The sequence below is a fragment of the Mesorhizobium sp. C395A genome (assembly GCF_030323205.1).
Taxonomy (GTDB): domain Bacteria; phylum Pseudomonadota; class Alphaproteobacteria; order Rhizobiales; family Rhizobiaceae; genus Mesorhizobium.
On record NZ_CP100473.1, the window covers coordinates 767351 to 779904 of the forward strand.

Here is a 12554-nt window from a genome sequence, read left to right on the forward strand (position 1 = left end):
TGCTGTTGACCGAACCGTCCATCCGGCCGATAGCACCGCCAGAATTGCCCCGAGGCCCCAATGACCCCAGACTCAACTTTCGATGACGCGGCCATCGCCGACGAAGGACGCGATGCCGACACCGCCTGGCAAAACGACATCCGCGCGGGCGTGCGCCACGTCCGCGATCTCGCCTCCCTGCCGCTGTCACCCGCCGAGCGCGCGGCGGCGCAGGAGGCGGTCGTACGCCACAAGGTGCGTGCCCCCAAAACCTATCTCGACCTGATCGACTGGAACGATCCCGCCGATCCGATCCGCGCCCAGGTCATTCCATCGCCGGATGAGCTGACGGAAACGGAAGGCGAGCTCGACGATCCGATCGCCGACCATGCCTTCAGTCCGGTCCCGCGACTGACGCACCGCCACGCCGACCGGGTGCTGTTGTTTGCGACCTACCAATGCGCGGTCTATTGCCGTTTCTGCTTCCGCAAGGAGTCCCTGACCTCGATCGGCCGCGGCTATACGCGAGAAGCGCTCGAAGAGGCTTTTGCCTATATCGAAGGCCATACCGAAATCCGCGAAGTGATCCTGACGGGCGGCGATCCGCTTTCGCTGCCCGACAAGGCGCTGGCTGAAATCCGCGCCCGCATCGAGGCGATCGCGCATGTCAGGCTGCTGCGTATCCACACGCGCGTGCCTGTCGTACTGCCCGCGCGCATCACGCCGGGGCTGGTTCACGCCTTGCAGGGCCGGCTGATGGTCACCGTCGTCACCCATTTCAACCATGCGCGGGAGATCACGCCGGCCGCCGAATTGGCCTGCCGCGCCATGCGCCAGGCAGGCTTCGTGCTGCTCAACCAGAGCGTCCTGCTCAAGGGCGTCAACGACACGGTCGAAGTGCTGGAGGAACTCTGCCGCGAACTGATGTACCGGCTCGGCGTCAAACCCTATTACCTGCACCATGGCGACCTCGCGCGCGGCATGGCGCACAGGCGCACCACGATTGCGCAGGGACAGGCGCTGGCCGGCGCGCTGCGCGCCCGCCTGTCGGGCATCTGCAATCCGGTCTATGTGCTGGACCTGCCGGAAGGCGGTGGCAAGGTGCCGCTCGGGCCATGCCATGTCGAGGGCCGGGACGGGCAGGACTGGCGCATCCGCGGCCAGGACGGCGAGGTGAGGCTGTATCGGGACGTCGTGGTGTAGGCAGGGCGCAGCGGCGACGATGACCGCCGCCGTCACATTGTCGATCGGGATGACCATCGCACCAAACTCTCGCCACTACGCGTTCGCTTGCATTCCGTATGTTGACATAAAGATATCCTTATGTGATGGTTGTCGCCTCAAGGATAAAAAATGTCGCAGAATTCTGCATCGCTGGACGCAATGTTCGGCCCCGTCGCGGCCAAGCCCGACGGTTCGGAAGTGCTTGCGGCGCTCACCGCGGCGGCACGCGAACGCATCCTCATCCTCGACGGCGCCATGGGCACGCAGATCCAGGGTCTCGGTTTCGACGAGGAGCATTTCCGCGGCGAGGCTTTTGCCGGCTGCGCCTGCCACCAGCAGGGCAACAACGACCTCTTGATCCTGACGCAGCCGAAGGCGATCGAGGAGATCCATTATCAATACGCCATCGCTGGCGCCGATATCCTCGAGACCAACACCTTCTCCTCGACCTCGATCGCCCAGGCGGATTACGGCATGGAGGATGCCGTCTACGCGCTGAACCGCGACGGCGCGCGGCTGGTGCGTCGGGCAGCGGCGAGGGCACAGCAGGAGGACGGCAAGCGGCGCTTCGTCGCCGGCGCGCTCGGGCCGACCAACCGCACCGCCTCGATGTCCCCCGACGTCAACAATCCCGGCTACCGCGCGGTGACCTTCGATGAATTGCGCCTGGCTTATGGCGAGCAGTTGCGCGGCCTGGTCGACGGTGGCGCCGACATCATTCTCATCGAGACCATCTTCGATACGCTGAACGCCAAGGCGGCGATCTTTGCCTGCAACGAGATTTTCCTCGAAAAGGGCGTGCGCCTGCCGGTGATGATTTCGGGCACCATCACCGATCTCTCCGGCCGCACGCTGTCGGGCCAGACGCCGACCGCCTTCTGGCATTCGGTGCGCCATGCCAACCCCTTCACCATCGGCCTCAACTGCGCGCTCGGCGCCAATGCGATGCGCGCGCATCTGGCCGAAATTTCAGGCGCCGCCGACACCTTCGTCTGCACCTATCCGAATGCCGGCCTGCCCAATGAATTCGGCCGCTATGACGAGAGCCCGGACTTCATGGCCGCGCAGATCGAGGATTTTGCGCGGGAAGGGCTCGTCAACGTCGTCGGCGGCTGCTGTGGCTCGACGCCGGACCACATCCGCGCCATCGCCGAGGCTGTCAAGAAGTATCCGCCGCGCGCCATCCCCGAGATCGAGCGCAAGATGCGCCTGTCGGGGCTGGAGCCGTTCACGCTGACCGACGAGATTCCCTTCGTCAATGTCGGCGAACGCACCAACGTCACCGGCTCGGCCAGGTTCCGAAAGCTGATCACGGCGGGCGACTATGTCCCGGCGCTCGACGTGGCGCGCGACCAGGTCGCCAATGGCGCACAGATCATCGACATCAACATGGATGAAGGCCTGATCGATTCGAAAAAGGCGATGGTCGAGTACCTCAATTTGATCGCCGCCGAACCCGACATCGCCCGTGTCCCGGTGATGGTCGACTCCTCGAAATGGGAGATTATCGAGGCCGGGCTTAAATGCGTGCAGGGCAAGCCGCTGGTCAATTCCATCTCGATGAAGGAAGGCGAGGAAGCGTTCCTGCACCACGCGAAGCTGGTGCGCGCCTATGGCGCGGCCGTGGTCGTCATGGCCTTCGACGAGGCCGGCCAGGCCGACACCAGGGCGCGCAAAGTCGAGATCTGCACCCGCGCCTACAAGCTGCTCACCGAACAGGCCGGTTTCCCGCCCGAAGACATCGTCTTCGACCCCAACGTCTTCGCGGTCGCCACCGGCATCGAGGAGCACGACAATTACGGCGTCGACTTCATCGAGGCCACCGGCGAGATCACCGCCACGCTGCCGCATGTGCATATCTCGGGCGGCGTCTCGAACCTGTCCTTCTCCTTCCGCGGCAACGAGCCGGTGCGCGAGGCGATGCACGCGGTGTTCCTCTACCATGCCATCCAGCGCGGCATGGATATGGGCATCGTCAATGCTGGCCAGCTGGCCGTCTACGACACGATCGAGCCGGGGCTGCGCGAAGCGTGCGAGGACGTCGTGCTCAACCGCGCGCCCAGGGCCGGCGGCACCGCCACCGAACGCATGCTGGAGATCGCCGAGCGTTTCAAGGGCACGGCCGGCAAGGACGCCAGGGAGCGCGATCTCGCCTGGCGCGACTGGACAGTCGAGCAGCGGATTTCCCATGCGCTGGTCAACGGCATCACCGAATTCATCGACGCCGACACCGAAGAGGCGCGGCTTGCGGCCGAGCGGCCTCTGCATGTCATCGAAGGCCCGCTGATGGCCGGCATGAATGTCGTCGGCGATCTGTTCGGCGCTGGAAAGATGTTTCTGCCGCAAGTGGTGAAGTCGGCGCGCGTGATGAAGCAGGCGGTGGCCGGATTGCTGCCGCACATGGAGGCCGAAAAACTGGCCAACGCCGCCAATGGCATCGACAATGGCGAGCGCCAGACGGCCGGCAAAATCCTGATGGCGACTGTAAAGGGCGATGTCCACGACATCGGCAAGAACATCGTCGGCGTCGTTCTGGCCTGCAACAATTACGAGATCATCGATCTCGGCGTCATGGTGCCGGCGGCAAAGATCCTGCAGACGGCGCGCGAGCAAAATGTCGACGTCATCGGCCTGTCCGGCCTGATCACCCCATCGCTGGACGAGATGGTGCACATGGCCGCCGAGATGGAGCGCGAAGGGTTTGACATTCCGCTGCTGATCGGCGGCGCGACAACCAGCCGCGTGCACACGGCGGTGAAGATCCATCCCCGCTACTCCAGGGGACAGACGGTCTATGTCAATGACGCCAGCCGGGCGGTCGGCGTCGTCTCGTCCTTGCTGTCGAACGAGACCAAGGGCGGCTACGTCGACACAGTGCGGGCCGAGTACAAAAAGGTCGCCGACGCGCATGCCCGCTCCGAGGCCGACAAGCAGCGGCTGCCGCTGGCAAAGGCCAGGGCCAATGCGCACAGGGTGGACTGGTCCGCCTATGAACCGCCGAAGCCGTCCTTCACCGGCGTGAAAGTGTTCGAGAACTGGGACCTGACTGAGCTCTCGCGCTACATCGACTGGACGCCGTTCTTCCAGACCTGGGAGCTGAAGGGGCGTTATCCCAAGATCCTTGAGGACGAGAAGCAGGGAGCCGCCGCGCGCCAGCTTTTCGAGGACGCGCAGGCGATCCTGAAAAAGATCATCGCGGAAAAATGGTTCGCGCCGCGCGCCGTCATCGGCTTCTGGCCGGCGAACACCGTCGGCGACGACATCAGGTTGTTCACGGATGAGGCACGCTCGCAGGAACTGGCAACCTTCTTCACGCTGCGCCAGCAACTGACCAGGCGCGACGGCAAGGCTAATGTCGCGTTGTCGGATTTCGTCGCGCCTCAGGACATAGGCAAGCCGGACTATATCGGCGGCTTCATCGTCACCGCGGGGATCGAGGAGGTGGCGATGTCAGAGCGCTTCGAGCGCGCCAATGACGATTATTCCTCGATCATGGTCAAGGCGCTGGCCGATCGTTTCGCCGAAGCGTTCGCCGAGCGCATGCACGAGAAGGTGCGCAAGGAATTCTGGGGCTATGCATCAGACGAGACGCTGGCGCCCGACGAACTGGTCGGCGAGCCCTATCGCGGCATCCGCCCGGCGCCCGGCTATCCCGCGCAGCCCGATCATACCGAGAAGGCGACCTTGTTCCGGCTGCTCGACGGCGAGCGCAATGTCGGCGTCAGCCTGACCGAGAGCTATGCGATGTGGCCGGGCTCCTCGGTCTCCGGCATCTATCTCGCCCATCCCGAAAGCTATTATTTCGGCGTCGCCAAAGTCGAGCGCGACCAGGTCGAGGACTATGCCCGCCGCAAAGCCATGCCGCTGGCCGATGCCGAGCGCTGGCTCGGCCCGATCCTCAACTATGTCCCTCAGCACTATGCCGAGGCGGCGGAATAGCGGCTGCGACGTGGCCCAATGGCTGCTCGACCGCTCCCTTGATTTTTCACCGTCGAAAAAAATCGCGCCGCACCCGGTTCTCGGCGAGCTGGCGGTTGTCGGTAGGTCAGACTTAGGTCCCTCGCGCCTGCTTTTCTGGAACAAGCCGTGATGTCCCGCATTTTATTGGCAGGGACACAAGGAGTGTCGAGTGAAAGCGATTTTGGGACTGGTCGGCGGCTTCGTGCTGACCCTTGCGGTGTTCGGCAGCGGGCTGGTTTTCGCAGCTTGGCTGCTTGCCGCCAAGCCTGTGCGGGAGGCAAGGCCCACCGTCAGCGTGGCGGAACTGTGGACCCGGAAAGCGCGGCCGGTGGACAAGACGGCGCAGGACTTCGAACGTGTGCCGCCCGAGCAGTCCGCGCCTGCCGACATCGCCGCCAAGGAGCCAGCCCAGGACCCGGCCAGGCAGCAGCCCGATCCCACAGTCACCGGCGCCATCGCGCGGACCGGACTGCCGCCGCCGCATCTCGCCTGGTGCGCCAGCCGATACCGCTCCTACGATCCCGACGACAACAGCTACATGTCCTATAGCGGACAGCAGCGCACCTGCGTATCGCCCTATCTCGCCGCCGACCGCGTCGCGCCGCGAGAGGCAAGCTACGTCGAGGGCGCGGGCGCCTACGCGGCCGCCGGCGGCGACCAACCGGACCATGTCGCCTCCTGCTTCAGCCGCTATCGCTCATACCGTCCGGAAGACAACAGCTACCAGCCATATTCCGGCGGGCCGAGACGGCAATGCGAATAGCCAGCGCGAAGGGCGCCGCAACGATTGCGACCGCGCGATTTCTGGGATCGTTCGGATCGTCCTCAAAGCCCAGGGGAGAACCACCATGGAAGACGACCGGCATCACAAGATACAGCAGCGCGCCTACCAGATCTGGGAGCGCGAAGGCACTGGCGACCCCGAGCACCACTGGCACCGGGCCGAGGCCGAAATCGACCGCGAAGCAGCCCTGCCGCTGACCGCCGACGACGCCCTGCCGCGCGAGATCGCCAGCACCGACGTCCTGACCGTCGAGGAACTCGCCGTGCGCACCGGCATATCGGGCGACGAGGCGCAGGAGTTGATCGACAGACTGGGCACGGACCGCGCCGCAGTTGAGCAGGCTGCGCGGGGGATTGAGGGAAAGAGGCGGGCGACGTCCTGATCGGAGGGCTAGGACGATCTTTCAGAGTGTCTTGTTGACACTTATCACTTGGCAGTCGCGACAGAGGCCGTCATTTCCGACAGCTTTGCGCCCAAATTGATCCGTGCTGGCCATAGCAACATCCGTAAGCGGACGGTGCCGACGCCGGCGAAGCAGCCCAGATGCCGCGATACGAAGTGCCAACCACTTCGCGGCACCAGCGTGCCTGTAGACACTCTCGCCACTTTCTCTATACGACGTCGAGACGGGGTGGCGAGCAACGATGATCACAGTGTTGGTGCACGAGTTGAATCAGACGCCGATGCGGCGGCTGATTTCGTCGGCAGGGCACTTGTTGCCGCTTTTGCGCATGGAAACCTATCAGTCAGTCTTCCGCCGACTAAACTTTCCCGCGGGTACCTTGGTTTTTACTGATTTTGAGTATCTGAATGGCATGGAAATGATGGCGGCGGCGGATATTGCCGAAGCCGCAAAGCGCGCCGACCCTGATGCTCGAATTCTAAACCATCCCGCGACTGTCCTGGAGCGGTTCGCCCTGCTCCGCCGGCTTCGTATTAGAGGAAGCAACCCGGTCGAAGTATCGCGTCTGGAGCAGGATGAGCGACCAACCCGTTACCCTGTTTTTATCCGGATGGAAGATGGCTTTTGGGGGCCGGAAACCAAGCTTCTGGAAAACCCACGCCAACTTGAAGAGGCGATCGCCGTGCTCCAGGGCAACGCCAAGCCGATGAAGCGGCGCATCGCCGTCTCCTTCGAAGCCGATCGCGATTCGAACGGCTACTATCGAAAGTATGGCGCATTCCGCATTGGGGATGCGATTGTGTCCCAGCACATACTTAGGTCCGTCGACTGGAACGTTAAGTCATCGGCAAGCAGCACCGACCCGGATTTCGTGCGCGAGGAACTCGCCTTCGTAAAGGACAATCCGCACGCTGAGGACCTGCTTCGCGCCTGCAATACGGGCCATATCCAGTTCGGCCGCGTGGACTACACGTTGCGAGACGGCGCATTGGTGATATTCGAGGTCAACCCCAATCCGACTTTTCCGAAGTTCAAAGGTGGCGCAGCCGCCCGTGAGGAACGACGTGGCCACATTATCGCGGCGTTGAAAGTTGCATTCGAGGCAATCGACAGTTCCGGCACCGGGAGAATCGACTTCCTGCCTTCAGCCGGATCTTACCAATTCATTCAGTCGGGCCGCTGGATATGGCCGGTGAGATGGCTTTGGAGAACAAGAATGGCCCGGCGAAGGAAGATGCAATCGCAATGAACGGCCCGCGAGAAAGCCCACCGGCAGGACAACGGCTCTCGATTTACACCGACGAACCACTCACGCAACTTGCCCGTTTTTCGTTTGATTGGGCTGAGGTGCTGTGTGACCCGAGCCATGGGTGTATGCCCTACCATCGCACGTGGAGCATGATCCGCCTGCTGGAATCGAAAGGTGCCAAGCCGGCCGGCGGGGGGTTCTTTGGGCGTGAATTGGCTGCCGTGGCCCAGGAGGGACGCTGTCGCATTCTCCTGTCGGGCGCGGCCGACACCGGCCTGGCGGCAATGGTTCTGGGCCAAACGAGGCCGGTCGGCATCGAGCCCGAATTTGTGCTGATCGATCGCTGTGAAACGACGGTCGAACAGAACAGGCTGTTTGCCCGCTCCGCCGGTTTTGCGCTCGAGACCCACCGCGCCGACATTCGCGGTTGCGACTGTGCGCCGGTGCAGGCAGTTGTCGCGCATAGCGTTCTTAATTTCTTCGACCGCAGCGCACGCCAGCAGGTGGTCGACAGTTGGGCGCGTAGTCTCAAGCCTGGCGGACGCCTGCTTCTCTCCCAGAGGTTGCTATCGGAAAAAGACCAGCCGAGGGGGCCTCGCGGCAGCGCTGAAATCGGCCGAAGGCTTTCGACCATCGAGAAGGCCGCCGTCGCGGCGCATTTTCCTGCCGCTGCCGTGGCGGAGCTGAAGACGGCCGTCGAAGCGCTCTGGGGTGAACCGCTGCATGAAGATCGCACTACATATTCAGACCTTGCGGATATGCTGAAGCAATCCAACCTGACGATTGTCGGCTCGGAGCAGCATCATACCGGGAAAAGCGTTTCCCCGCTTGCCGCTGCCGACAGCGTCCAGACAATTCCAAGATACGAAATCGTCGCCGTCAGGATGTAGCCCGACCACTAGAATAAGTGCGACATCGCAGAAGCGGGAAGGTCGATAGCGGCTATCCGATCGAGATAAAACCAGGTCGCCACTGCGACCGCAACCGAGGTGCAAGATGCCAGTGTCGCCGACTTCAAGGTCAGCTTCTGACCGGCTGAAATCCATACCAGGGTAAACAGGGACAGCGCCGGCGGGAGGCCCGCCAGCCAGACAGCGACCGGCAACAGGAGCATCATCATCAACGGCACACGATGGCTTTCCGGGATCGTATGGGTCCGTTCGCCTCCCTGTTTCTCGTGGCCAACAAGCGAGATCGTTTGCACAAGGGCGACCGCGAGCATCGCAAACAGACAACACCAGGCCACGGCCTGCGCGAAGATCGAATAGCCTGGCTGCCCTTGGAGCGATATCGCTGCCATCACAGCGCATCCACCGGTCAACAGCCATGCGACTGCGGCATCGGCACGCTTTGGCTTGACACGTCGCGGCGGCAAAACACCACCGCGCACGATCCATGCGAGGGAAAGCGCGATTATGACCATGATCGTCAACGACGCCGGCCGTTGTAGAGGGTTTAGCCTGCCGACACGGGCCAACTCCACACTGAGCGCCAGGTTTCGCTCGATGAAGCCGCCCAGGACGAATGATATGACAAAAGGAATTTGCGGCCAGGCGAGGCGCTTCAGCATGTAGCCGGCCAGCCCGAAAGCGACGGCTACGTACAGATCGATCAGCAGCCCGTTTAGCTGCACGATCGTCACGAAGCTGACGACAATGATCGGGAGCGCGATGCGGTCGATCCTGAGAGCAGTCAGGCGCGCAAAATATGGTGTCAACACCAATCCCACTGCGGACGTCAGCAGGTTCGACAGCAGCAGCGCGGTAATCAACGTGAACGTCAGGGGCAAGCCGGTCGTCAGCATCGGTATGCCCGGAACGATGCCGTGTACCGTCAGGACTGTCAGCAGGATCAAGCCGCCCTCGCTGCCGGGAAGGCCGAAGGCAACGGTCGGCAGAAGCGAGCCTCCGTCCTTCGAATCGACGGCCGCTTCCGGCGCAATGATGCCCCTGATGTCACCAGATCCGAACCTTGAGCGCTGGTCCTTGGGGGTTGTCTGGATCGCCTGCCCGTAGGCAACGAAGCTGGCGACCGTTCCTCCAACACCTGGAATGATGCCGACCAACACGCCGATGGCCGACGATCGCATTGTTAGTCCCCAATGACGAAAGACAGCAAGCATACCGGTCCAGATCGAGTCGTTCGCGTTTTCCAGGCCAGCCGCTTTTTCAAGCTGCAATCTTTTTCGCCACGAGATGATTTCAGAAACGGTGAAAAAGCCAAGCAGCAGCGCGACCATGTCGACGCCGTCGAAGAGAGCGATGCTCCCAAACGTCCAGCGTGGTTGGCCATAGGTCGGATCAGTTCCGACAAGACCGACCAAAAGCCCCAGCAGCGCCATCGCCAGCGCTTTCAGACGGGACGCGCTTGGAACCGCAATGATCGTCGACAGGCCCCACACGCCGAGCAGCACGTATTCAAACGGTCCGAATTGCAGGATGAACGGCCGAATGATCGGCATAAGCGCTATGAGGACGAGGACGCCAAAAACCGATCCGACGGCCGAGGCCGTTGCCGCGGCGGCTATCGCGGTGCGAGGCAGGCCGGCCCTGGACATCGGATGGCCGTCGAGCAGGGTTGCCGCGCTTGGCGCGTTGCCAGGTATGTTGAAGAGGATAGCCGTTATAGATCCCATGAAGGTCGCGCCGCCGGTCAGGGCGCCAAACAGCAACAACACCGATACCGGATCCCAATGCACGGTTGCGACCAGCAGAAGGGTTGCAAGGCTGGCGCCGCCAATCCCTGGAAGAAAGGACGTAGCCATGGCAACCAAGGTGCCAAGCACCGGGATCAGTATGTTCGGCCAGGAGAATACATTGCCCAGTCCAGTGCCGAGGGCAGCCCAATATCCGGTCATCAGCGCGTTGCTCGCGCATCCCGCTCGAGTTCCGGGTGTTTTTTCAGATACGCTTCCGCCTCATGGAAGGCACTGAGCATATCGTTGATCACGATGACGGTCTCGTCGGCGTCGCGCGGCTCGATTGGACGTTTCTGAGCTTCAAGCGCCACCTTGAACCCATCGCTCTTAACCGCGGCGGAGACGGCGTCACGAAGACAACCTAGCGATTTCTGCTCCATGTCGGCAGGGGCAAAAAATCCCCGCGCTGTCGCCGAAGCTTTCGCGACGGCGATGGCCAACCGCAATCGCTCTTCCTGCTTCTCCTTGGAAAGGCCTTGGCTGCGCTGCCACACCAACCCTCCTTCGCCCGCCAGGAAAGCCACGCCTGGCGCGTTCGGGTCAGGTCCCTCCGTGAGAACCAGACCGACTTTGGCCTCGCCTGCGGCGGTCGAGCGCAAGCCTGTCGTCAATGAATTGGATGTCATATCGCCTTCGCCACGCAGGAGCGCGGACATGAGTGCGCCGCTGCCTTCATAGCCTGAGACCACGTCGACCTTGATATCGAGGAGGTGCGCGGTGAGCACTATCGGCAGGATGCCGGCTTCAAACGATGAAACCGACGCGACCAGATGTTTGGCGCTTTGCAAATCGACATCGTTCCGAACGATCCACGCTTCGGGATCGATGTGAATCAGTCCTATCGGATTTAGCCGATTGATCCAGTTGTCGACGCCAGCCGGAATGTCACCTTGCGAAATTATGTCGGAGACGCTTTCAATCATAAGGACCAGTTCGTCGGACGGCGCATTGGTTACACGCTTTAGCGCCGCAAATCCGCCTGCCGCGGGCATATTCACGACCCTGACATCGAGCTCGGTCGTGCTGGCAAGGGCCGGCGCAAATGCACGGGCATAGGTATCATAGCCGCCGCCGGCAGCGTTGGGGACAACGAGGGTGATTCGCCGGCCGGCGTAGGTGGTTGCGCAAGCGATCTCGCCGGCGCTTGCCGCGGACGGCAGGTAGATTGCCGCGGCGGTGATTGCCGCCAACGCCACACGAAAGAACTTCATCTCGCCAAGCCCCAGATTTCACCCAGTGGTGATACTTTAGATAGCCCTTGCAACGCCAGCGTTGTTCCTTAGCAATCGCGCTTAGTTTCGTGAATGTCGCGGTCTGTGTCGCCAATTGGCGTCCGATCTGCCATGCGGTTATTCAGTTCATTAACCTTTCATTAACCATACCACGGCTAGCGTTTACCTCTCAGTAAGGAATCGCCCGCCGTGACCTTTGCCGCTCCCCTCGAGGCCAAGTCCATTCGCTTTCGCGCCCGCTCCTTCGTCGCTTTCACGCTGACGCCAGATGCGCCTTTGGATGTTTGGCTGGAGAGCCTCGATCGCTGGGTCGGCAATTCGCCGGGCTATTTTGCCGGGCGCCCGGTGGTGCTCGACCTGAACGTGCTGAAGCCCGATGTCGTGGCCATCGAAGCGCTGGTCGATCTGCTCGGCCAGCGCGGCATTCGCATCTACGCCATCGAGCTCGACGGCGGCACTGAGCTTGGCGCGCATCTGCCGCCGGTGCTGGTCGGCGCCAAGGAGGCGACCACCGACGGGCTGCTGCTGCAGCCGAGCCGCAAGGCGGGCAGGGCGGAGGACGCCACTGCGGTGGGCGACATGAAGGCGGCCGGTGACATCAAGGCAGAGGCCGGCGATTTGAAGGCGGGCGAGTTGAAACCGGCGGGCGGTGCCAAGACGCAGCCTCAAGACGTCAAAATTGCCGCGCCGGACGCCGGCACGTTGATGATCCGCTCGCCGATCCGTTCGGGGCAGCTGATCTTCCATCCGCATGGCGATGTCATCGTGCTGGGTTCGGTCGCCTCCGGCTCCGAGATCGTCGCCACCGGTTCCATCCATGTCTATGGCACGCTGCGCGGCCGCGCTTCGGCGGGCGCTCAAGGCAACACGGCGGCGCGTGTCTTCTGCCGCAGGAACGAAGCCGAACTTCTCTCGGTGGATGGCTGGTATTGCACCGCCGAGGAGATGGACCCGTCAGTCCGGGGCAAGCCTGTGCAGGCATTTCTCGACAACGGCATGCTGCGCATCGCCCCTTTCAGCTAATG

At 62.6% G+C, this 12554-nt stretch carries 9 protein-coding genes; 7 read left to right on the forward strand and 2 right to left on the reverse strand.

Translation table 11 applies throughout. The features are described 5' to 3' along the window. Positions 1–60: 60 nt before the first annotated feature. The 6 genes from NLY37_RS03715 (at position 61) to NLY37_RS03740 (ending at position 8489) form a co-directional block, all read left to right on the forward strand. Complete coding sequence (locus NLY37_RS03715) at positions 61–1182, forward strand: KamA family radical SAM protein (RefSeq protein ID WP_031246337.1); 1122 nt, start codon at positions 61–63, stop codon at positions 1180–1182. Between the two features lie 150 nt (positions 1183–1332). Continuing rightward, complete coding sequence (metH, locus tag NLY37_RS03720; protein ID WP_023742364.1) at positions 1333–5142, forward strand: methionine synthase; 3810 nt, start codon at positions 1333–1335, stop codon at positions 5140–5142. A 190-nt stretch (positions 5143–5332) separates the two neighbouring features. After that, complete coding sequence (locus tag NLY37_RS03725; RefSeq protein WP_023742365.1) at positions 5333–5926, forward strand: BA14K family protein; 594 nt, start codon at positions 5333–5335, stop codon at positions 5924–5926. Positions 5927–6011: 85 nt separating this feature from the next. Next, a complete protein-coding gene (locus NLY37_RS03730) occupies positions 6012–6329 on the forward strand; it encodes a DUF2934 domain-containing protein (protein ID WP_023742366.1) in 318 nt (105 codons plus the stop codon). 262 nt (positions 6330–6591) lie between these two features. Then, the gene (locus tag NLY37_RS03735; protein ID WP_023693882.1) at positions 6592–7599 is read left to right on the forward strand and encodes a hypothetical protein; all 1008 of its coding nucleotides are present in this window, start codon (positions 6592–6594) and stop codon (positions 7597–7599) included. Beyond that, positions 7548–8489: a class I SAM-dependent methyltransferase gene (locus NLY37_RS03740; protein ID WP_196814116.1), complete on the forward strand. Its 942-nt coding sequence runs from the start codon at positions 7548–7550 to the stop codon at positions 8487–8489. The genes NLY37_RS03735 and NLY37_RS03740 overlap by 52 nt, the downstream gene beginning before the upstream one ends. Before the next feature lie 8 nt (positions 8490–8497). Here the strand turns inward: NLY37_RS03740 and NLY37_RS03745 are convergent, their stop codons facing one another. Together NLY37_RS03745 and NLY37_RS03750 are read right to left on the reverse strand one after the other, a co-directional pair. Beyond that, positions 8498–10456, reverse strand: coding sequence for a tripartite tricarboxylate transporter permease (locus tag NLY37_RS03745; protein ID WP_023711864.1), 1959 nt, complete (start codon positions 10454–10456; stop codon positions 8498–8500). Then, complete coding sequence (locus NLY37_RS03750) at positions 10456–11508, reverse strand: Bug family tripartite tricarboxylate transporter substrate binding protein (RefSeq protein ID WP_023742367.1); 1053 nt, start codon at positions 11506–11508, stop codon at positions 10456–10458. The genes NLY37_RS03745 and NLY37_RS03750 overlap by 1 nt, the downstream gene beginning before the upstream one ends. Positions 11509–11718: 210 nt before the next feature. Here NLY37_RS03750 and minC point away from each other — a divergent pair, with 210 nt between their 5' ends. Continuing rightward, the gene (minC, locus tag NLY37_RS03755; RefSeq protein ID WP_023742368.1) at positions 11719–12552 is read left to right on the forward strand and encodes a septum site-determining protein MinC; all 834 of its coding nucleotides are present in this window, start codon (positions 11719–11721) and stop codon (positions 12550–12552) included. The last annotated feature ends 2 nt before the right edge of the window (positions 12553–12554 follow it).

Excerpts from the sequence above, each read along its gene's own strand:
- NLY37_RS03750 (WP_023742367.1), bottom strand. The coding sequence starts at position 11,508 with ATGAAGTTCTTTCGTGTGGCGTTGGCGGCAATCACCGCCGCGGCAATC.
- NLY37_RS03735 (WP_023693882.1), top strand. The coding sequence starts at position 6,592 with ATGATCACAGTGTTGGTGCACGAGTTGAATCAGACGCCGATGCGGCGG.
- metH (WP_023742364.1), top strand. The coding sequence starts at position 1,333 with ATGTCGCAGAATTCTGCATCGCTGGACGCAATGTTCGGCCCCGTCGCG.
- NLY37_RS03740 (WP_196814116.1), top strand. The coding sequence starts at position 7,548 with ATGGCTTTGGAGAACAAGAATGGCCCGGCGAAGGAAGATGCAATCGCA.
- NLY37_RS03715 (WP_031246337.1), top strand. The coding sequence starts at position 61 with ATGACCCCAGACTCAACTTTCGATGACGCGGCCATCGCCGACGAAGGA.
- NLY37_RS03745 (WP_023711864.1), bottom strand. The coding sequence starts at position 10,456 with ATGACCGGATATTGGGCTGCCCTCGGCACTGGACTGGGCAATGTATTC.
- NLY37_RS03730 (WP_023742366.1), top strand. The coding sequence starts at position 6,012 with ATGGAAGACGACCGGCATCACAAGATACAGCAGCGCGCCTACCAGATC.